Annotated in this window: 22 protein-coding genes and 1 tRNA gene; 12 read left to right on the plus strand and 11 right to left on the minus strand. The window is 64.3% G+C overall.

Annotation, left to right across the window (positions count from 1 at the left end; genetic code table 11):
* Positions 1 to 8: 8 nt before the first annotated feature.
* The gene (locus OCQ_RS14405) at positions 9 to 701 is read right to left on the minus strand and encodes an MlaE family ABC transporter permease (protein ID WP_232065660.1); all 693 of its coding nucleotides are present in this window, start codon (positions 699 to 701) and stop codon (positions 9 to 11) included.
* Positions 702 to 2227: 1526 nt separating this feature from the next.
* Between OCQ_RS14405 and OCQ_RS14410 the strand changes: the two genes are divergently transcribed.
* The 3 genes from OCQ_RS14410 to OCQ_RS14415 all read left to right on the plus strand — a co-directional run bounded on the left by OCQ_RS14410 (position 2228) and on the right by OCQ_RS14415 (position 4264).
* Complete coding sequence (locus tag OCQ_RS14410; RefSeq protein WP_014385061.1) at positions 2228 to 2722, plus strand: TetR/AcrR family transcriptional regulator; 495 nt, start codon at positions 2228 to 2230, stop codon at positions 2720 to 2722.
* A gap of 121 nt (positions 2723 to 2843) precedes the next feature.
* Positions 2844 to 3284 (plus strand): lipoprotein LpqH, encoded by a 441-nt coding sequence (locus OCQ_RS26115; protein ID WP_080588024.1) that lies wholly within the window; start codon positions 2844 to 2846, stop codon positions 3282 to 3284.
* A 293-nt stretch (positions 3285 to 3577) separates the two neighbouring features.
* Complete coding sequence (locus OCQ_RS14415; RefSeq protein ID WP_014385063.1) at positions 3578 to 4264, plus strand: CAP domain-containing protein; 687 nt, start codon at positions 3578 to 3580, stop codon at positions 4262 to 4264.
* 295 nt (positions 4265 to 4559) lie between these two features.
* Here OCQ_RS14415 and OCQ_RS27100 read toward each other — a convergent pair whose 3' ends face one another.
* The gene (locus OCQ_RS27100; RefSeq protein WP_014385064.1) at positions 4560 to 4907 is read right to left on the minus strand and encodes a hypothetical protein; all 348 of its coding nucleotides are present in this window, start codon (positions 4905 to 4907) and stop codon (positions 4560 to 4562) included.
* Between the two features lie 507 nt (positions 4908 to 5414).
* On the opposite strand from OCQ_RS27100, the gene OCQ_RS14425 reads away from it, so the two are divergent.
* From OCQ_RS14425 to OCQ_RS14435, 3 genes are all read left to right on the plus strand, one after another.
* The gene (locus OCQ_RS14425; RefSeq protein ID WP_232065605.1) at positions 5415 to 5810 is read left to right on the plus strand and encodes a hypothetical protein; all 396 of its coding nucleotides are present in this window, start codon (positions 5415 to 5417) and stop codon (positions 5808 to 5810) included.
* Positions 5811 to 6005: 195 nt separating this feature from the next.
* Positions 6006 to 6503: a hypothetical protein gene (locus tag OCQ_RS27105; protein WP_014385068.1), complete on the plus strand. Its 498-nt coding sequence runs from the start codon at positions 6006 to 6008 to the stop codon at positions 6501 to 6503.
* Positions 6504 to 6844: 341 nt separating this feature from the next.
* Positions 6845 to 7936, plus strand: a complete 1092-nt coding sequence (locus OCQ_RS14435; RefSeq protein ID WP_232065606.1) for an ATP-binding protein — start codon at positions 6845 to 6847, stop codon at positions 7934 to 7936.
* 469 nt (positions 7937 to 8405) lie between these two features.
* Here OCQ_RS14435 and OCQ_RS14440 read toward each other — a convergent pair whose 3' ends face one another.
* Positions 8406 to 8684 (minus strand): helix-turn-helix domain-containing protein, encoded by a 279-nt coding sequence (locus OCQ_RS14440; protein ID WP_041785028.1) that lies wholly within the window; start codon positions 8682 to 8684, stop codon positions 8406 to 8408.
* 620 nt (positions 8685 to 9304) lie between these two features.
* Positions 9305 to 9523, minus strand: coding sequence for a hypothetical protein (locus tag OCQ_RS26740; RefSeq protein ID WP_162130191.1), 219 nt, complete (start codon positions 9521 to 9523; stop codon positions 9305 to 9307).
* 554 nt (positions 9524 to 10077) lie between these two features.
* On the opposite strand from OCQ_RS26740, the gene OCQ_RS26810 reads away from it, so the two are divergent.
* From OCQ_RS26810 to OCQ_RS14460, 5 genes are all read left to right on the plus strand, one after another.
* Complete coding sequence (locus OCQ_RS26810; RefSeq protein WP_014385073.1) at positions 10078 to 10221, plus strand: hypothetical protein; 144 nt, start codon at positions 10078 to 10080, stop codon at positions 10219 to 10221.
* A 660-nt stretch (positions 10222 to 10881) separates the two neighbouring features.
* Positions 10882 to 11316, plus strand: coding sequence for a hypothetical protein (locus OCQ_RS14445; RefSeq protein WP_041785691.1), 435 nt, complete (start codon positions 10882 to 10884; stop codon positions 11314 to 11316).
* A 205-nt stretch (positions 11317 to 11521) separates the two neighbouring features.
* A complete protein-coding gene (locus OCQ_RS26125; protein ID WP_008257535.1) occupies positions 11522 to 11731 on the plus strand; it encodes a helix-turn-helix transcriptional regulator in 210 nt (69 codons plus the stop codon).
* Positions 11731 to 12954: a tyrosine-type recombinase/integrase gene (locus OCQ_RS14450; protein ID WP_041785031.1), complete on the plus strand. Its 1224-nt coding sequence runs from the start codon at positions 11731 to 11733 to the stop codon at positions 12952 to 12954. The genes OCQ_RS26125 and OCQ_RS14450 overlap by 1 nt, the downstream gene beginning before the upstream one ends.
* Positions 12890 to 14184, plus strand: a protein-coding gene (locus tag OCQ_RS14460) for an IS3 family transposase (RefSeq protein WP_139826619.1) whose coding sequence is annotated in 2 segments (ribosomal slippage) — positions 12890 to 13163 and positions 13163 to 14184 — 1296 coding nt in all. Because the reading frame shifts where the segments join, the coding sequence is not laid out codon by codon here. Before OCQ_RS14450 ends, OCQ_RS14460 begins: the two co-directional genes overlap by 65 nt.
* A 154-nt stretch (positions 14185 to 14338) precedes the next feature.
* Here OCQ_RS14460 and OCQ_RS14465 read toward each other — a convergent pair.
* The 7 genes from OCQ_RS14465 to OCQ_RS14495 form a co-directional block, all read right to left on the minus strand.
* A tRNA-Pro gene (locus tag OCQ_RS14465) sits at positions 14339 to 14415 on the minus strand.
* Positions 14416 to 14598: 183 nt separating this feature from the next.
* A complete protein-coding gene (gene der / locus OCQ_RS14470; protein WP_008257539.1) occupies positions 14599 to 15999 on the minus strand; it encodes a ribosome biogenesis GTPase Der in 1401 nt (466 codons plus the stop codon).
* On the minus strand, positions 15996 to 16667 hold the full coding sequence (gene cmk / locus OCQ_RS14475; protein WP_139826592.1) for a (d)CMP kinase: 672 nt from the start codon (positions 16665 to 16667) through the stop codon (positions 15996 to 15998). Before cmk ends, der begins: the two co-directional genes overlap by 4 nt.
* The gene (locus tag OCQ_RS14480) at positions 16664 to 17407 is read right to left on the minus strand and encodes a pseudouridine synthase (protein ID WP_008257544.1); all 744 of its coding nucleotides are present in this window, start codon (positions 17405 to 17407) and stop codon (positions 16664 to 16666) included. Before OCQ_RS14480 ends, cmk begins: the two co-directional genes overlap by 4 nt.
* A complete protein-coding gene (scpB, locus tag OCQ_RS14485) occupies positions 17407 to 18183 on the minus strand; it encodes an SMC-Scp complex subunit ScpB (protein WP_014385078.1) in 777 nt (258 codons plus the stop codon). Before scpB ends, OCQ_RS14480 begins: the two co-directional genes overlap by 1 nt.
* A complete protein-coding gene (locus OCQ_RS14490) occupies positions 18180 to 18998 on the minus strand; it encodes a segregation/condensation protein A (protein ID WP_008257548.1) in 819 nt (272 codons plus the stop codon). Before OCQ_RS14490 ends, scpB begins: the two co-directional genes overlap by 4 nt.
* Positions 18995 to 19858, minus strand: coding sequence for a ParA family protein (locus OCQ_RS14495; protein WP_008257550.1), 864 nt, complete (start codon positions 19856 to 19858; stop codon positions 18995 to 18997). The genes OCQ_RS14490 and OCQ_RS14495 overlap by 4 nt, the downstream gene beginning before the upstream one ends.
* 234 nt (positions 19859 to 20092) lie before the next feature.
* On the opposite strand from OCQ_RS14495, the gene OCQ_RS14500 reads away from it, so the two are divergent.
* Positions 20093 to 20842 carry an O-methyltransferase gene (locus OCQ_RS14500; protein WP_014385079.1) on the plus strand — a complete coding sequence of 250 codons (750 nt, stop codon included), beginning with the start codon at positions 20093 to 20095 and terminating at the stop codon, positions 20840 to 20842.
* The last annotated feature ends 47 nt before the right edge of the window (positions 20843 to 20889 follow it).

The following is a 20889-nucleotide window of genomic DNA, read 5'->3' on the forward strand; positions in this document are numbered from 1 at the left end:
GGCGGCGCTCACATCGTCGCCTTCGTCGTGACTGCGGTGAGCACCACGTTGATCACAAATAAAGCCATGAACGTGTACACCACGGTTTCGTTGACCGCGTTGCCGACGCCTTGCGGGCCTCCGCCCACAGTGGTGCCCTTGTAGCAGGCGATGAAGCCGGCGATCACGCCGAAAAGTGTTGCCTTGACGAACGCTATGACGACCTCGGTGACCCCGACGAGCAGTGTCAAGCTCGCCGCGTAGGAACCGGGGTTGACATGTTGGAAGCCGACGGAGAAGAAGTAGCTGGTCACCAGACCGACGATCGTGTTGATGGCATTCAGCAGTAGCCCGTTGACAGTGAGCGCAAGAACCCTCGGCACTAGGAGGCGCTGGACCGGGTTGATTCCCATCACCCGCATCGCATCGATTTCTTCGCGGATGGTGCGGGCCCCCAATTCGGCGCACATCGCGGTGGCGCCACAACCCGCGACGACCAGAACCGTCGATATCGGGCCGATGTACACGACGCACGCCAGCGCAGCGCCGGTGCCGGAGAGGTCAGCAGCGCCGATCTCGACCAGCAGGATGTTGATGATGAAGACGGCGAACGCGTTGAACGGGATCGACACGGCAACGGTCGGGAAGATGGTCACCCGGGCCACAAACCAACTCTGATGAATGAACTCTCGCCAGGCGAAGGGCGGACGCACCATTTGCATCGCGATGTCCAGCGACAACGCGAAGAAGCTGCCGACCTCGCGTAGCGGCTTGGTGTAGGTCTCCGGCCTAGGGTCGATGCCCCCAGTCCGCAAACTGGTGGCCGGCGGGTCAGGCCTAGTTTCCGTCGCGACCACTAAGGCTCCCGTTCTATCCTCGCCCGACATTTGAGCGGATGAATCCTCTCCGTAGCGGTTTATGCATGTGCACCCGTTCCACAGTGTGGCCCACGGCACAGCGGGACGCTACCACGACTTTCATGAAGAGCAACATAAACGGCTTTTATTCTCCATAACCCAGATTCGGTAGACATCTGTCGAACTATGACTGCTTTGCTGTGAGGTTCCGACAAAGTCAATACAAATGTCGCAATCATTGATGAACCTGATCGATCACGCGCTCCTTGGTCGGCGCCGACCGCTGCGCCCTCCCGCAGGTGAAACCCTTAAGCGCAGGTCTCATAGAGTAGGCCCCCAGGGCACGACCGTGCCGCACATAGCCGAGCCGGAGCATCCGTTCCAGATCAGCGAAACCGGCTTCTTTAGCTTTCAATCATTCGCTGAGATCAGCTTTTTCATCCGCTTGGTCGCCTCTAAGATCAGAATATATTGGCACGCCGCACTTTGCGCCAAGATTTCTTGTGAGCGCACAAATAGGACTTACCGCAGCTAAAATAAAAAGCTTATTTGTGCAGACACTCGATGCTTCTAAACCTTATTTAGTCACGCATCGCGCAGACATCGAATAGTTGCGAGCCGAGAAGATAAATGGTGGTAAATTCGCGCTCTGTATCTCAAACTGGGGCGCTGCGGCCCGAGTGCGAAGCGGCGCACCGCAGGAGGCGTACCACGTCGCACATGGTGGCGCCGGCCTCAAAGCCACCGAACGGTTGGCAGCCCGCCGGACGTATGACCAGCACTTTTGGGCTGCGCGGGTGTTCGCTGGCGTCGGCGGTGCGGTTGCAACGCCGAGTTGCCCTCAAATCTTGCCGCTTGCGCCACCCTCGAACAGATTCGGCAATTTTTCTCCGCCAACAGGCTAGTCGGTCAACCCGTCTCGGCTTAGGGTGTCGGCCGAGCAGAAGAGGAGCATGCGAATGGGCCGCGTCGGGCATTAGCTCACAACAGCAAAACATTTATCTATTTATCTCATTAGACCATTAGCTGGTTTAAACACGTTGCTGATGAGCCGGACGACACCCGTCAGATGCTCCACGGCGGCGAGCCGCGCCCACTGTATATCCGTTGCCGAGTCGGTGCGGATATGACCGCGATGGTGCGCCTGCCTGCGTGTCCTCCTGATTACGGTCGGTCGACGGATGCTTCGACCAAGGTGTCCGACCGTAACTGCGAAGTGCGTCACCGGAATGCCAGGAAACCCATAGTGTGCTCTTGTGACCGCTCGACCCGAGAAACACCGCGCGCGGTCGTGGGGCGCCGACTCACCTGCCGATGAGGACGAGGCGCGCCGAAGGCTACTCGCCGCAGCCGATGCCTGCTACGCGGACAAAGGCCCGGTACGCACCCGGATGAGCGACATCGCCCGACGCGCAGGCGTGCACCGGTCGACGGTGTACTACTACTTCCCAACGAAAGACGCCCTGCTGGCTGCCTCCTTTGTGCGGGTCCTCGCCGCCACCGCGGAAGCCGTCGAACGATGCTGGCAGACCGACGACCCATTTATGACTCAGCTCGTCGCAGCATGCCTGCGGGGCACCGACATCGCCCGCAGCTCACCGATAATGCGATCGCTGATCGAAGAACATCAAGCGCTCGGTGCCGCCTATCACGCCGCCGAAGGCTCCGAGTTGTGGCGAGCCAAACTCGCTGACACGCTCGTGCGGCGGCTCGAGGCCGCTGCGGTTGCCGGCGAGATTCGGCGCGACCTACCAGCCAGCACCCTTGCCCGCTGGATTGTCCGGATCAACTTCAGCCTCATTGCTGAACCGGCTAGTCCCGAAGACGGTGGTGACGAGGGCCTGCTGCGGAACCTGCTCGTCGCCTCACTGACTCCTCGGGCGTAGCGGGATCGGCGTGCAGGCGCCATTGTTGGTTGAGCGATTCATCACCGGTGGCCCTCGCGGCGGCTACATTTCTCTAGCGGAAGGTTGGGCAGAAGTGACGAGACGAAACCGAGGTGGGCTCGTGCAGAAACGGTTCTTCAACACGACGGCGGCGGCTCTGGTCGCGTCGGGTATCGCGGCTTGCTCATCGTCGCCCCTTGCCTCGCCTCCGTCGGACGCACTGGCCGCAGGAACCGCGAGGGTGACGATTAACGACAAGGAACTCCCGGCGACGACTTCGGTGAAGTGCTCGCCAATAGGAGCATTAACGACGATCACTACTGGTGACACGGCTGCAGGCGTTACGGCACTGATATCCAACGAAACTGGGCTCACTGCCAAATCCGTCAGCATCACTAACTTGGGCGGTTTCACCGGGAGCTACATGAAAGGGCTCGACGGCAACGCCGGCGTAAGTATGACGGGTCAGACGTACATGATCCGTGGTACCGCCGACGGGTTCGACACCGACCACCCCAGCGTGCGGACAACAGGCACATTCGCAATCCGGGTCGCGTGTTAGCCCGTTGCCGCCGATCACGAACCAACCCAGTTGGCACTCAGCCTGGCGACAGTGGTTGAGCAGATGCGCCGCGTTCGGGCGATCGCGAGAGCGGCCCCGATGATCCACCTGAGCGAAAGCTCTCCTTGCTTCGTGGCGGCTAAAGCGTAATATGTCTGTCTAATTCTGGTCGCTCGAAAGCAAGGGCCGAACTGTGGCGCAATCACCATGGCCAAGGCAGTAATTGGTCGTAGGCGCTTCCGCGGCGCGCCACCGGCCTCCGCCTACTCGGTGGCGGACAAGGAGGAAACGACATGCAGTATCGGCCGCTGACACCGCGCGCCTTGTTGTTAGTCGCCACCAGCGCCCTGCTGTATGCCCCTGCCGCGCATGCGGATAATGACAACAACACGCTCATACCGAACAACAAACGCCTCAACGACGGTGTCGTTGCCAACGTCTACACCATGCAGCATCAGGCAGGCTGCACCAACGACGTCAGGATCAACCCACAGCTGCAACTCGCCGCGCAGCGGCACAGTAGGGATGTGCTGAACAACCGCAACCTCGACGGCGACATCGGCTCAGACGGATCCACCCCCCAGGACCGCGCGAACGCGGCAGGCTTCCACGGTCAGGCCGCGGAAACAGTGGCGATCAACCAATCCATCGCAATCAGCGGAAACGATTTGATCAACCGGTGGTACTACAACCCCGGCTACAACGCCATCATGTCCAACTGCGCCAATTCCCAGATGGGAGTCTGGTCGGAAAACAGCCCGGATCGCACCGTCGTCGTGGCTGTTTATGGACAGCCCGTACAACCGGCCGGCACCGGGGCAAATGAAGTGTCGCCCATGGGCGCAGCGCAAAGCGAGACTAATATACCGATCGATCCCAGCCCCGACTATGACGCCAGCGACGAGCTCGAGTTCGGCATCAATTGGTTCCCCTGGATCCTGCGGGGTGTCTACCCGCCGCCTGGCAATCCGCCGCAATAGGCAAGGGCCAGAACGTCATCGGAGCCCGGCGCGTAACCGATTAGGCCGCGAGAGCCCGCGAAACTAAGCTTGGTTCGAGCGCTCACCGAGCGAAATCGGGCGCTCTGTGGCCCCTACCTTTGCTTGATGAAGCCGGCATCTCGGCACCGCCTCCGCGAGAACAGTTGCCTGACATCAAAGAACACGAGGTTCGGCTTGTCGGTTGTATGGCTGTTCGCGGGACGCGCTGCCTCGCGGAGGCTGTCTGACCCACCCCGAACCCGCTGATAAGCACGGCGCCGTTGCGTTGTGCAGATCAGCCGAACTCAGCCCATCCCAGCATTTCCCGATAGAGAAGCTCGTTTAACAGCGCGTCTGGCATCGGGCGAGGATCGTCCGCCCAGCAACCGAGCACGGGACGTTTCTGCGTTGTGATCGTTAACAGCACCTTGTTGCGAATGATGAAGTGAGAGAACTCCTCCAAGTAGCACAGCGTCTCCCTGAAGAGGGTTGTCACCAGGGTGGCGATGTCTGCAGAGTACGTGCGCGGCTGAAATGGGTTGGATGACTGTGCGTTCCAGACCCCAAGCCTGTCCAGTTGGACTTGACTGAGCGGTGTGGCGGCGGGGTCGAACTCTGCAAGACCGTTGAGGGTGTTCGCCACCGTTGTGGACGAGCCGTAGCTGCGAGACAGCCTATGTTGTGTGTCGAGGGGAAGCGCGTGGATTCGGTTGCCGCAACTGTCCAATGACCCAGGCGTACGAGCCCAGTAATTCCAGCTGTGCCGTATCTGTCGGCTCGAACTTCGCAATCACCGACTGCAATTCTTCGGTGGACGTGAGGGAGCCGCGCTGGTTGTCGGGATCAAGGGTCGTATCGAACAAGGTCCGGGTGACGCGGGCATACCTGTCCATCGCGGCTTACCGAGCACAACGAGCACGAGGGCGCAGCGCTCCTGGCCGAAGGTGCCTTCGCAGGCTTCCGAAAGCCTTGGGGCCCACGAACCCCGGCTGGACCGAGCAGGATGCGCTCGATCTGCTCGGGACGATGTCGAGGATCCACCGCGAGCTCGACGCTGCGCGCCAAGTGACGTGAACTGATCCGCCGCCACTGCGAGCGAACAGCGGCGCGCCCTCCGCCAAACCCCGGTCTACGCCTCATCGGCGATGTGGTGACCAATCCGGTCCAGCTCGGATTTTGCCGACATTGTCGTGAAGCTACCGCCCATCGCGATAGTCAGCAGATCCGGTTTATCGCAATACGCCACTACCCTGATGGGGTGACTGGTAATGCCGATCAGTGGGCCGACGACGACACAGACTTCCGGTTGGCACTACCGGGCGTTCGTGAATCGCTCATCGAAGCAGAAGCCGACTACCGCGCAGGCCGCACATTCAGCGAGGGACACATCCGCGCTCACTACGGCTTGCTGCCGCGACACGCAGACCAGGACGAGTTGTGCCTGCGATGCACGGCGCACGGCAACTGGATGTCCGATCATCCCGATGCCGTGGCGGCCGCGGACGAGTGGGCTGACGGAAACCTCGACGAACTGCATCACACCTGAAGCAACGATGCCAGCCCGGCCTCCTCCCGCGAGGCCAGAATGAAAACAAACGAAGAATCCCGCGGATTACTTCACGTTCTTGCTGTTCTGTTGGCAGCGGCCGTACTTGCCGCGTGCTCATCGACCAATCCAACCAAGCACACAGGGTCGGGGTCATCAGCCCCGTCCTGCGCGACAATGATTCCAGGAGGGCCCATGGAACCCACACCCATTGCGCCGTCACCGAAGATCCCGAAAAGCCAACAAGAGGCCCAGGACTCACTGGTTCGGTACCTACAGAAAACAGTCGACGGGTTGCCACCGGGCACCGTCCTAGACACGAGCGACACCATCGGCGGCAGCAACCTCGGCTGCGATGACAACTACACCGGCCCCGGCCCCGGCCCCGGCCCCGCCGAATTTTCGTTGTTCGCCAAAGTGATCGGGCCCGCCGGCATGAAGCCGGCAGATCTCATCGCACACGCCGGAGAACTTTGGCGAAGCTGGGGCATCACGGTGATCGAGCGCGACGGCTTCGAAAAACCCAACCAATTCGGTTACTTCCCAGACGGATACCATATACAAATCAAGGCGGCATATCCTCCCGACTATCCACCGACCATCGTCGCAACATCGCCGTGCCTCCCCGGCGACCTACGTCGAGATGGCCTACCGGTTCCCAAGGTGATCCAGCAAGGCTCGCCGGGCAGCTAGTTGTTGCCGGTCGCCGCCGGAAAACGCTCGGCGACCCTATTGCGCCCGCTATTTCCACGCGGGCCAAAGGTGTCAGCGATGGCCGGTCCTGCGGTGCGTCGGTAGGTGCGGGCATACTGCTGAGCATGTCCGACGTTGAGCCACCAGCCCTAGCCGCGGTGTTGGCCGGTGAGGATTCGTCGGTTCGGCGGGCAGTGCAGTTAGTCGGCCAAATTTTGACGGGGTCGGTAACCACGCAAGTCACCCTCGCGGGGTTTCTGCATGCGATGTTGGGCCGATCGGGGTCGGATCTGGTATGTGAGTCACGGCGGCTGTCCTCGATCGGACACGTCGCGGCCGGGTTGGCGCTGGCCGCGTTGATCGACCGCTTCGATCCCCCGATCGGGCCCAGCGACGACGATGAGCCACCGACCTGGGCGCACATCGAGATTGGCGACAAACACCTTGCGCCGCCTGCGCGGCTGTCGGCGTTCTTCACAGCCGGCCAGCTCGCCCCCGCGCCCGTCGTGGTCCGGCTAAGTTCATCGACGCTGTATTCCGATACGCCACGGCTGCAGGTCTACACCACCCCTGCTGATCGCGGTCATGCCGTCGCCGTGATCGAGGCGATCATGACCGACGCCGATGGCGCCAAAAACCTCTACCGTGGTCGAGCGCTGACCGCATCCGAGAACAACGGCCTGGTTCTTGAGGTCACGGACATCCCAACCCTTAGCCGCACGAATGTGATTGTGCCCGAGTCGGTATGGGAAGAGATCGACCTCAATATCGCCGCGTTGACCACCCACCGGCAGTTGATGACCCAGTTGGGGCTGGGAGTACGCCGCGGAATCTTGCTCGCCGGGCCGCCGGGCGTCGGCAAGACCGCGATCTCGCAAACCATCGCCGCCGAACTCGTCGGGCCGTTTACCGTGATCAATGTCGACGCCCGCGCAGGCAAATCAGTGCTGTCCGCCGTGTACAAAGAGGCCCGTGCACTAGGGCCCACCGTGATCGTGCTTGAGGACATCGACCTCATCGTCGGCAATCGCCGCCACCACAGCGAGGTTCGTCCTCTCTCGGAGTTCTTGGCTGTCATGGACACAGACCCCTCAGCGCCGATCTTGACGTTGGCTTCCACAAACGACGTCGCGGCTCTGGACGCGGCGGCGATCCGGACCGCACGCTTCGACTCGATCATCGAGATCGGCTATCCCACACGCGCGGCGGCAGCACGGATCCTGACCACCTACCTGCGGGGCATTCCCGGAGCCGAATCCGTCGATTCCAGTCAAGTCGCCTGCCACTTCAATACCGAAACCAATGGCGCCGACATCCGCGAAATCGTTCGGCGTACCGTTCTAGCCACCGGGACGGTCAGCGACACCGCGCTCCTGGCCACCATCCAGTCCGGCCGCTTCAAACCCGAACTACCCCAGGGCAACTACCTGTGATCAACAGCGCAGTCCTAGGCTCAACCAGTCGCTGATCGGCGCCACGACCCGCAGAAGCGCACGGATCAGCGCAGTAAGGGCTGGAAGACTTGGTCGATTGGGAAACGATGGCTGAACTCCTGCGCGGTCATGTTCTTGTCAACAGGCGCGACACGCCGTAAATCGTAAATCGGATTGGCATCGAGGATTCGCGGCCAAGTCGACCCGAACAACGTGATCGCAAGCGCTTTCGTTCGAGAAACGGATGTGATGTAGCACTACTAGTAGTACGATCGAGAGTGCCCTGGGGGTGGCTGTTCCGAAGAGTCGGCGTTCGGGTTGGAACCGACCGCGCAGGACGACCAAAGTCAATCGACGCACCCGCTTGCCCTCCCAGGGCCTGACGAACGTACCGGCGCCTTTCGAGGAGAACCGGCCGCTACATCGGCCCGGCGCGAAACAGATCGCCGGTTGCGTCAAAAAACCTGCTTTACCGCTTGTTTCGGCGCCGCGTACGCGCAACCAAGAGCTCGTTTACCGGAACTTGCAGGGCCTCGGCAATGTCGAAAAGGCGCTCATAGAGCAATCCGCGGCGCCCGTGCTCAACATCGATGAGGACATTGCGTGTAACACCCGACCGCAATGCAAGCGCCTCTTGAGTCATCCCTTGCTGGATCCGTAACTCGCGGATGTTGTGCCCCACGACGGATCGCCAGCGTTCCCACTGGGCGACCCGCTCCGGACTATTTTGGCTCGGGCGCGTGGGCACGCTCTCAAGTAATCGGCGTCAGCGCCCAACTGTCTGCCCTACTAGTAATACATTTCGCCGTCGGCCTTGGCGTCTTTTAGCCCCGACCGACATCAATCGGGTCTATCCGTACTTTTTCCATCCGACTTGGCCACCCGAGGGTGAGGCGCTCAGCTCATGGCTGGAGGCACGGGCTACTCGTTGCATTACCGCATGGGGCCAACTCGGTTGCCGGCGTTAAGCGTTGATGCCCTTGACCGGCTCACGGAGTCGATCTGCTACCTCGACAAACTGGTAGCTGGAATGGGGGAATCCGAACATTTGCGCAACCAATGGGTGCCGATCCCACTGCGATTGATGCTATGACGCTTGATCAATTTCAGGCGGAGGGAGACGCCGGTCGGTCATGGCACGTATGCAGCCAAAGTGCCGCCAGGCCGGGATGTATTCGTGCGCATCGCGATACTGCCCGACCGAGGGTGCTGGCCCCTGGAAATCATGCTGGCGCCGAAATTGGGCATTCGCCTGCCCAGTGCAGTAGAGCCTCACTGAGGCAGCGAGTACGTCAGTCCTGTCCCAGCGGCACAACCACCTCTTCGGCGTAGGCACTGTCAGCGGTTGCTGAACCCCGCTCACTCTTCTTAACGTTCGGTGGTTTTATTCCTTTCGCCAGTCGCCAGCACCGGCTCGCGCATATGGCCGTTGATGGACTCGCGCACGAGTCGGACGATGCTAATGCCCATCCGCGCGGCCGCTTCTTCCAAGATCTTCTTTTCAGCCGGTGCAAGGCGAACGACAACCGTCTCAGTCAGACGTCGGCGCTCGGAGCCGCTACGTCGCCCCCGTTTGGAACCACTCATAACGCGCCTTCCTGAAGCGATCCGTACAAGCACGGCAGCAAACCTTTCCGGAGCCGAATGTACTACTAGTAGGGCGCGCTTCGATTGGCGGCCTTCTCCGGCAGCGTTTCCAGAACCGGAAACGACGCATCGCCCACGGTCGGCAATGCGCTCGGACCCCGCTGCGCCGGCCGACGACTCCCCAAGTCGGTCAGCGTGCCAGGCAATATTCAAGCCTTCGTTCGGTCCGGGGCTGGAGCCGCTAGGTGTTCCGCTGCCCGCTCCGCACTCTGCGCCGCTCCGCGAGCCAATCACGACCACAGTCCCGCCAGCCGTCGCCATCTCGCGCCAACATGCCGCCATCATTGTTCGGGACCACCGCTAGGGTGGCGCGCCAGCTCGGAAAAGCCGCCACTGCGCGCCGCTCCCCTGCCACTCATACGTCGTGACACCCGACCTCGCGTTTCAACGGCCAAGAAACCGTGGGGGCGCACGTTGGGGCTTCCACGTCGGGTACCGCGTGTTGGCACACGCGGTACCCGCGTCGGCCCCGAGCCCTCGGTAGTCTGCCGCTGATGGAGCAAGCGTTAGCGCAAGTCTTAGTTGCGATGGACCCTGTGCCGCTGTCAGTGGTGCACGGAATCGTCAGCGACGACTGGCTCGCTGCGGACCAGACTCATTTTGACGTGTGCTTCCCGCAATTGACGTTCTCGGTGTAGACCTCGCCGACTGCCGAAACGAAGGGCGAGAAGGCCATTCGTCTCCGTGCCCTAGGTCGTGTCCGTGCCAGAGCCGCTCTCCCCTCGAGCGTGGCGGGATAACCCGGCGCGCGGTTTTCTAGGTCGCACGACGGAGGACCATCGGTTCGCAGAAGCGCCGCGCGCCGGTAGAACCATCACCGCGCCATGGCTCAACCATCCGCGCCCCGATCATTTCGGTTCACGTCCCACCGCACTGCCTGGCGCGTCAACCGGCCAAACGCTCTTTGCAGTGCAAATGACCCGTGCGCTCGGGTGCACTTTCCTGGAAGTTAGCGCTGCTAATTTTCACCGTCCGCCGAACATCACACCTCTTGCACTAAGGTCTCGTATTGATAACATTTCGTCCAGACGTTTTCTAGGAGCCGTGTGGTAGTGGGCGTTAGCGCAGTGGCCTTAGAGGCAAGAACGGTTTCGGAACGGGTGTGCCCGCGCTGCGGTGCATCTTTCGAAGTACCCGATAAGGGGCCGGGTCGACGGCCTGTGTGGTGCTCCGCGCGTTGCCGGCGGCGAGCATCCGCGGAGCGCATCGCAGCCCTTGATTCCGGCGCGGCGGTGCGTGTCGTCGAGGTGCCTCGCGCGCACCGCCCCGACCCTGATGCGCGCCTACCGCTGCCCTCCATGGAGACCTTGGCGCGCCTGTTTCTTAGCTCGGACTACCAATGCAAAACCCTCCTGCAATCCCTTGTGCACCGGTACGCGTCGGGCGACATCGGCGACGAGTTGCGGTCCGCGATGGAGCAGTTCGCGGCCTCGGTAGATCTCCAGCGGGTTCTGTCGGATGATCCGTCGTACCGGCAGGCCCGCGACGAGATCGAGACGCTCCGCAAGCGTCTCCGCCATGACGTCGACGCGGCCGATCAGCGCGACCAGGAACTGGCCCGCCTGCGCCATGAGTCTGAGGAGTTGCGGCAATTGCGAATCCGCGTGGCGGAATTGGAGTCTGTCGTGGCGAGCGCCGCTTACCCGCTGCACCAAGCTGGCCAGCACGACGTCATGCTCAGCCGCCAGCAGCGCCGCGCAGCAGAACGCGCGGCCCGCAAAGGTCGCTACTAAGCCGGCGGCCACACACACCGCGCCGGAGTGGAGCGGCGGCGCACGACTGCCGACCACCCGGTGAGCGCGGGAAGATGCGCCAATTCTCGTCACGGCCGACCGTCGCGTAACGCCACCGCCAGCTCTAGCCTTTAAAAACGAGGTACCGCATGACACTGGCGCCCGAAAGCTCGCGCCGGCCGATGCGGGAAGGGAACGCAGCACGATGGCCTTGCTAGACGGGCACTGGTACAGCTCAGCCGAACTTGCCGAGCTGCTCCACGTCGACGCATCCACCATTCGACGCTGGCGTACGTCGCATCCGCCCAAAGGCCCGGCCTTTGTACGCGTTTCGGACCGGGTGTACATGTATAACTCCAACGACGTCGAGGCATGGTTGTCCAGTCGGCACGTTGACCCCGGCGAGGTCGCGTGATGGCCAAAGAACTGACACTTCCACTTGGTGTTTCGTTATCAGTTGACATCGAGGAGCGCCCCACCCGGGCCGCTCCCTTCCGCGCTCGGGTTCGGTGGATCGACCCGATCACCAAGAGCCGCGCTTCGAAATCAGCTTCGTTTGCAACGCGTGAAGCCGCGGTCGACTGGGCCGCCCGGATGGAACGCGCCGCGGCGCACGGGGTCGACCCGAAGACGGCCACGACGACGCTGGCGGAATACGGCACCACGAACATGGCATTGGCGCTGCGGGGGCTTGAGTCCAAGACCACCGATCCCTACCTGGCCGGCTGGCGCAAACGCGTTGTCCCGACGCTCGGACACCTGCCCATTGCCATGGTCACCAATGGTGCAGTGGATCGAGCTGTGCACGCGTGGATCGCGGACGAATGCAGTCGATCAACTGTCAAGAACAGCCTCGCCGTGCTCGTCCGGATCATGGAACAAGCGCTGCGAGACGGCATCATTGACCGCAATCCGGCTCGAGTCTCCGGTTGGCAGCGCCAATACAAGCTCGCCGAGGACGAACTCGACGATCCACGGGCACTTGCGCTCCCGAATTGGACTGCCCTCACCACCCTCGCCGATGCACTCGTCGCCCGGTCGGCGGGCCGTTATCGGGGTTGGGGTGATGCAGTCATCTTCGAGGCGTGCACCGCCGCCCGCATCGGCGAAGTGGCCGGATGCCTGGTGCGCGACATCAACACCCACGAGTGGATATGGACGGTGCGCCGTCAGACCACCCCATCGCCGGGTGGCTTGGTGGACAAGAACACTAAGGGCAAACGTGCGCGCGAAGTCCCGTTGATCCCGGCTGTCCGCGAACTCGTCCAGCGACGGATGGACGTCGTCGCAAGCAACCCCGATGCGCGACTCTTCATCGGCCCCAGGGGCGGAAGGATCACCACAGCCACGCTGCGCGACGCCACCTCTTGGGACGCCGTGGTCACCCAGCTCGGCTACGAAAAGCTCACGCGTCATGGCTTACGGCATACGGGACTGACGTGGATGGCCGATGCCGGCGTTCCGGTACACATCCTCCGCAAGATCGCCGGTCACGGAGCACTCACAACGACCCAGCGCTATCTGAACCGTCCCGCGTTTGATGCGCACCTCTCTTCTTGGGAAGGTGCATGTCGTGGCGAGCAAGTACGACCCGGAGACCCGGGCCAGGGCTGTGCGTTTGGTGCTGGATCATCGTGATGACTATCCAAGCGAGTGGGCGGCGATCACTGCGGTGTCTCAGCGGCTGGGGATGACCGCCGAGACGCTGCGAAGTTGGATCCGTCGGCATCAGGTCGACGAGGGTGAGCGCGACGGTGTGTCCAGTGACGCTGCGGCGCAGATCCGCGCGCTCAAGCGCCGTAACGCCGAGCTGGAGCAGACCATCGAAATCCTCAAAGCGGCAACGAGTTTCTTCGTGCGGGAGAGCGACCCGCGCAACCGCCGCTGACAGCCACGGTCTGCGAGTTCATCGCCGAGAACAGGGACCGTTTCGGGGTCGCTCCGATCTGCCGCGTGCTCTCCGAGCACGGGATGCCGATCGCCCCGAGAACGTTTCACGCCTGGGCTACGCGGGCGCCCTCGAAACGGGCCCTGTGGGATGCCACGATCACGCAGATCCTGGCCGGCTGCTACGAGCCCGACGAGCAGGGCCGCCGCAAACCGGAGTCGCTGTACGGGTCGCTGAAGATGTGGGCCCATCTGCAGCGCGAGGGCATCCCGGTGGCCAAGTCCACGGTGGAACGGCTGATGCGTAAAAACGGCTGGCAGGGCGTGCGACGCTGCAAGAAGGTGCGCACCACGATCCCGGACCCGGCCGCGGTGCGGCCACCGGATCTGGTGGACCGCCAGTTCGCCGTGCCCGCTCCCAACCTGCTGCTCGTGGCTGACTTCACCTACGTGAAGTTGGTGACCGGGATCTTCGTCTATGTCGCGTTTGTCATCGACGCTTATGCCGGAGCCATCTTGGGGTGGGAGGCGTCGGCCTCCAAGCACACCCGCTTCGTCGAATCAGCCATCCGTCAGGCCGCCGCACTACGCCGCCGCCAGGGGCATCCGATCGACGGTGCGATCCACCACAGCGATGCCGGGTCGCAATATACGAGCGTGAGATTCGGTGAGACACTGAGTCTTTCGGGGATCCGACCGTCGGTCGGTAGTGTCGGTGACGCCTACGATAACGCGTTGGCCGAGACCACGATCGGGCTCTACAAAAACGAGTGCGTCCGAGCCGACTCCCCGTTCCGCCGCGGCAAGCTCAACACCGTGGGCGACGTCGAGTACATCACCGCCGACTACGTCGCCTGGTACAACCAGCAGCGCCTCATGCACCGCCTCGGACGCATCCCACCCGCCGAAGCCGAGACCCGCTACTATTCCCAACTCGTGACCGACCAATCGGCCGGCTCACAGAACCCCGAGGGTGCATGAAACTCGGGATGGTTCAATCTGCACCCCGACCGGCAATCCGTCATCAACGCGGGCGACCTGCTTGAGCGGCACTTGTGGTCCCCAAGTGGTCCCCAACTAAGCGTCATCTCATCCTGACCTAATCGCGTCACCGCAGATCAGGACACGTCTTCTCTGGTCGGGCTGACAGGATTTGAACCTGCGACCACTTGACCCCCAGTCAAGTGCGCTACCAAACTGCGCCACAGCCCGCGCGCCAGTGGTTCCACCGGCAGCAGGTCGAAAGCCTACCGTAAGCGCTCCACCAATTCGCCAGGCGCCCAGCGTCTGGGCGACCAGCGCCTCGTCATCCAACGTGCTAGCGCATGCGCTATCGGGTTCGAGAATCACCACCTGGTCCGGAAGTGACCGACACCGTCGCGAGAGCCCCGGCGCTCAGCGCCGCCGGGCGCCCCGCTTTTCGCGCACGCGCACGTTGATCCGCATCGGCGACCCCTCGAAGCCGAAGGTCTCGCGCAGCCGGCGCTCCAGGAAACGCCGATAGCCCGCCTCGAGGAAGCCGGTGGTGAACAGCACGAACGTCGGGGGCCGGGCGGTGGCCTGGGTGGCGAACAGGATCCGCGGCTGCTTGCCGCCGCGCACCGGTGGCGGGGTGGCCGCCACCACCTCTTTCAGCCAGGAATTCAGCGGGCCGGTGGCGATCCGCGCATCCCACGACGCCAGCGAGGTCTCCATGGCCGGCACCAGCTTTTGCACGGCGCGGCCGGTCTTGGCGGAGATGTTGACGCGCGGCGCCCACCGCAGCTGCACGAGTTCGCGGTCGATCTCGCGCTCCAGCAGCTCGCGCCGGTCCTCGTCGACCAGGTCCCACTTGTTGAACGCCAGCACCAGGGCCCGGCCGGCTTCGATGACCATCGACAGCACCCGCTGGTCCTGTTCGGTCAGCGGGTCCGACGCATCGATCAGCACGATCACCACCTCGGCCGCGTCGATGGCCGAGTGCGTGCGCACCGATGCGTAGAACTCGTGGCCGCTGGCCTGACCGACCTTGCGCCGCAAACCCGCCGTGTCGACGAACCGCCACACCCTGTCGCCCAGCTCGATGAGGGAGTCCACCGGGTCCACCGTCGTCCCCGCGACATCGTGCACCACCGAGCGCTGATCGCCGGCTAGCTTGTTCAGCAGCGAGCTCTTGCCCACGTTGGGTTTACCGACCAGCGCCACGCGCCGCGGGCCACCGGGTTTGGGGCCCACCTCCGACACCGCGGGCAGCGCGGCCAGCACCTCGTCAAGCAGATCGGCCACCCCGCGGCCGTGCATGGCGCTGATCGCGTGCGGCTCACCGAGCCCCAGCGACCACAACATCGCCGCGTCCGCTTCGGCCTTGTCGCTGTCAACCTTGTTGGCGGCCAGGAACACTGGCTTTCCCGACCGCAGGAGGATCCGGGCGGCGGCTTCGTCGGCCGAGGTGGCGCCGACGACGGCGTCGACCACCAGGATCACCGCGTCCGCGGTGCGCATGGCCACCGAGGCCTGCTCGGCCACCAGCTGCTGCAGCCCCTTGGCGTCGGGCTCCCATCCGCCGGTGTCCTGCACGACGAACCGGCGGCCGGTCCACAGCGCGTCGTAGGACACCCGGTCGCGGGTGACGCCCGGGATGTCCTGAACCACCGCTTCGCGACGGCCCAGGATCCGGTTCACCAGCGTGGACTTGCCGACGTTGGGCCGGCCCACCACCGCCACCACGGGCGCCGGGCCGGCCTCCTCCTGTTCGTCGATGCCGAATTCGACGGATTCCCAGTCGCTTTCGTCACTCCATGTGCCGTCCTGGGTCACCGCACCGCCCCGCTTCGCTGGTCGACCAAGTCCCGCAGATGGGTGATCACCTGCGCCTCGGTCATCTTGCTGGTGTCGACGACCACCGCGTCGGGGGCGGCCCGCAGCGGCGACACCGCCCGCGTGGAATCCAGATGGTCGCGACGGCGGACGTCGGCGAGCGCGGCGTCGTAGTCGTCGGCCAGCCCGGCCGCCACGTTCTGGTCGTTGCGCCGACGCGCCCGCGTTTCTGCCGACGCGGTCAAAAAGATCTTCACCGGCGCGTCGGGCAGGACGACGGTGCCGATGTCGCGGCCCTCGACGACGACATCGCCCGGCCCAGCGGCCATCTCGCGCTGCAACTCGACCAGCCGGGCGCGCACCGCGGGCACCGCCGACACCGCCGAGACGGCGCCGGTGACGGCATCCCCCCGAATCTCGGTGGAAACGTCCTCTCCGGCAAGCAAACACCGATCGCCGTCCACCGACAGCTGCGCCGTCGACCCGACCCGGCCGACCGCGTCGACGTCGCCCGGATCGACGCCCGCACGCAACACGGCCAGCGTCACCATCCGGTACATCGCCCCCGTATCGAGGTAGCGGGCCCCTAAAGCGCACGCCAATCCCTTTGACACCGAAGACTTTCCGGTACCCGCCGGGCCGTCGATGGCCACCACTACCCCACTCACAGGCCCACCGCCTTGTAGAGCTGCCCGATCTCGTCGCGGCCCAGCGCCCGGAAGCTGCCCGGGCGCTGCTTGCCGAGCGACACCGGCCCAATGTCGGTGCGCACCAACGCTTCCACCGGGAACCCGGCCGCCGCCAGCAGCCGGCGCACGATGCGATTGCGGCCCTCGTGCAACGTGACCCGCACCAGCGTCTTACCCGGGATCGCGTCCACCACCGCGAACTCGTCGACCCGCGCGGGACCGTCCTCCAACTCGATCCCGGCACGCAGCGCCTTGCCGACACCGCGGGGCACCGACCCGGTCACCGTCGCCAGGTACGTCTTGGGCACCTCGTGGGAGGGATGCATCAACCGGTGCGCGAGTTCACCGTCGTTGGTCAGCAGGATCAGCCCTTCGGTGTCCGCGTCCAAGCGCCCGACGTGAAACAGGTTCTTGTTCCCGCGAACTCGCCGTTCGATCAAATCACCGATACACGGCCGCCCGCGGTCGTCCGACATGGTCGAGTGCACGCCGCGCGGCTTGTTCAGCGCCAGATACACCTGCGAATCGTCGAGGACGATCCGGGCCCCGTCCACACGGATCACCGAGACGTCCGGGTCGACGCGGGTGCCCAATTCGGTCACCACCTGCCCGTCCACCTCGACGCGGCCCTCGATGATCAACTTCTCGGCGGCCCGCCGCGACGCAATTCCGGCCTGGGACAACACCTTTTGCAGCCGGATCCCCTCAGCTTCGACCATCAATCCTGGTCCACGTCGAAGGTCAGCGCCGGGTCGGCCGCCTGGCCGCCGGAAAGTTTGATGAAACGTGGCTCGCTGTCCAGGGATTCGCTGAGATCCTCGATCGTGTCCACGTCGGGCAGCAGCGGCGCGATGTCCGGCAGGTCGGCCAGCGACGTCAGCCCCAGGCGCTCCAAGAAAAGCTCGGTGGTCGCGAACGTCGTCGCGCCGCTGTCGTCGTCCACCCCGGCTTCGGTGATCAGGCCGCGCGCCAGCAGCGTGCGCATCACCGCGTCGACGTTGACGCCGCGCACCGCGCTCACCCGCGCACGCGTCACGGGCTGGCGGTAGGCGACCACGGCCAGCGTCTCCAGCGCGGCCCGGGTGAGCTTGGACCGCGCGCCGTCCAGCAGCAGCTTTTCCACGTACGGCGCGAACCGGGCGCGGGTATACATGCGCCAGCCCTCGCTGTTCTTCCGCAGGTCGATGCCGCTGTCGCGCGCGGTCAGTTCCTCGGCCATCTCCTGCAGCTTGGTGGCGATCCGATACACCGGCTGTTGCGTGGCGGACGCCAGCCCCTCCGCGGTGACCGGGGTGTCCACCACCAGCAGCAGCGCCTCGAGCACCGAGCCGAGTTCCTCGGACTCCATCGGCGCGGCCTCGGCGATGTCCGGGATGCCCACGTCGAGGTCGGAATCCAGGTCGACTTCGGGTTGCGCGGCGTCGCTGGGCTCCGCACCGTTCAGATGCCGTTCCTCCGCATCGCTGCGCTCTGCGTCGTCACCGGCGCCCATCATGATTCGTCCCGCACTTCTACCAAGGCTTCACTGACCGGACGTTCCCCGGTCCACGAAATTTGGAGCACGCCAAGCGGCTCTGACTGGTCGAATGCTACCGCCCGCGACCGATACAGTTCGAGCAGCGCCAGGAACCGCCCGACCACCTCCATCGACGCCTCACAATCGGCGACCAGCTCGGAGAACGTCGCCCACGCCCCGCTGCCCCGCGCCTGAAGGATCGCCAGCAACTTCTTGGCCTGCTCGGGGACGGAGACCTGCACCTCGTGCAGGTGCGCCACCGACACTGTCGGGACGGGCCGCGGGCTGAACGCGATCGCCGCGATCTGGGCGAAGCGGTCGGCGTCGACGCCGATCATCACCTCGGGCAACAGCTCGGTGAACCGGTCCTCCAGCGACACGGCGCGCGGGTAGCTGCGCAGCGCGGTGGCCTCCAGCTCGGCGAACATCTCGGCGACGTGCTTGAACGCGCGGTACTGCAGCAGCCGGGCGAACAACAGGTCGCGCACCTCCAGCAGCGCCAGGTCTTCGTCGTCGTCGACCTGCCCGGCCGGCAGCAGCCGGGCGGCCTTCAGGTCGAGCAGGGTCGCGGCCACCACCAGGAACGCGGTGGTCTCCTCGAGCTCCAGCTGGGGACCGATTTCGCGGGTGTAGGCGATGAAGTCGTCGGTGACCTGGTGCAGTGCCACCTCGGTCACGTCCAGGCGATGGGCGAAGATCAGCTGCAGCAGCAGATCGAACGGCCCCTCGAAATTGGTCAGGCGGACCTGAAAGCCGTTCTGCTGGGGCGCCTCACCATTTGCGGTCGCGTTCACGCGCCGAATCGGTCGATGAATTCGCGGGCCAGCGCGCGATAGGCGATGGCCCCGGTCGATCGCGGGGCCCACGTGGTGATGGGTTCGCCGGCCACGCTGGTCTCCGGGAACCGGACGGTGCGGGTGATGACGGTGTCGAACACCAGGTCGCCGAACCGCTCCACCACCCGGGCCATCACCTCGCGCGAGTTGACCGTGCGCGGGTCGTACCGGGTCAACAGGATCCCGCTGATCTCCAGCTTCGGGTTCAGCCGGTCGCGCACCTTGTCGACGGTGTCGGTGAGCAGCGCCAGACCGCGCAGCGAGAAGTACTCGCACTCGGTGGGAATCACCACCCCGTCCGAACAGGCCAGGCCGTTGACGGTGAGCAGACCCAGCGACGGCTGGCAGTCGATCAGCACGTAGTCGTAGCGATCCAGCACCGGGTGCAGCGCCCGGCCCAGCGTCTGCTCGCGTCCCACCTCGTTGACCAACTGGATCTCGGCGGCCGACAGGTCGATGTTGGACGGCACCAGATCCATGTGCTTGACCCGGGTCTGCAGCAGCACGTCGTCGATCGACACGCGCGGCTCCACCAGCACGTTGTGGATGGTCTTTTCCAGCTCGTAGTGCGGGACGCCCAGGCCGGCGGACAGCGCGCCCTGCGGGTCCATGTCCACCAGCAGCACCCGGCGGCCGTACTCGGCGAGCGCGGCACCCAGATTGATGGTCGACGTGGTTTTCCCGACGCCCCCCTTCTGGTTGCACATGGCGACGACTTTGGCCGGGCCGTGCGAGGTGCGCGGCTGTGGCTCCGGGATCGCCCGTGGCGGCCGCCCGGTCAGGCCGAGCTCGACGCCGTTGTCCGGCTGCTCGGTCATGGCGGGGGTGTCCGGGAGGTGAACATCGACCGAAAGTCTAACGGGTCCGCGCGCCGAAACCCGGCGACCCGCAGGCAATTAACCAGCCAATATGAGCGGAAATCGGTGGTGAAACGCACATCCCGACAGCCTATTCACTCCAGTCACAGCAGCACCAGTTTGGGGGCGATATGCCGGCCGCGAAAAGCTGTCGCCAGCGAGGGCACCGCCGGCGGTCGGCCTATCGTGGCCCCTATGGATCTCAAGCGACGGATACCCCTGCTGCGGTGGTCGGTCTGGCGGATGGCCGTCGGGAATCGCAACATCACCACCACGGGCCAGATCGGCGACGGGCGCGAAGCCGGCGCCGTCGAATACGTGCTGCGCAACGCCCGGGCCGGCGACGTCGACGACGTGCTGACGACCATCGACAAGTTCGCCTACGAGAAGTCGATGTTGATCAACGTCGGCGACGAGAAGGGACTGCTGCTCGACGCCGCGGTGCGGCGCGCCGATCCGGCGCTGGCGCTCGAATTGGGCACCTACTGCGGCTACGGCGCGCTGCGCATCGCCCGGGCCGCGCCGAAGGCCAAGGTGTTCTCGGTCGAACTCGCCGAGGCCAACGCCGCCAACGCCCGCCAGATCTGGGCGCATGCCGGCGTGGCCGACCGTGTGACGTGTGTGGTCGGCACCATCGGCGACGGCGGCCGCACCCTGGATGCGCTGGCCGAACACGGGTTTGCCGCTGGCGCACTCGATTTCGTGTTCCTCGATCACGACAAGGACGCCTACCTCGACGACCTGAAGAGCATCCTGGATCGGGGCTGGCTGCATCCGGGCTCGATCGTGGTCGCCGACAATGTGCGGGTGCCGGGCGCACCGAAGTACCGCGGGTACATGCACCGGCATCAGGGCACGCGGTGGAACACCGTCGAGCACAAGACCCACCTCGAGTACCAATCGTTGGTGTCCGACCTGGTGCTGGAGTCCGAATTCCTGGGCTGAACTGACGCTCGAGCGTCGACTTGTTGTCGACGATTTCGCCGTTTTCG

Source organism: Mycobacterium paraintracellulare, assembly GCF_000276825.1.
GTDB lineage: Bacteria > Actinomycetota > Actinomycetes > Mycobacteriales > Mycobacteriaceae > Mycobacterium > Mycobacterium intracellulare.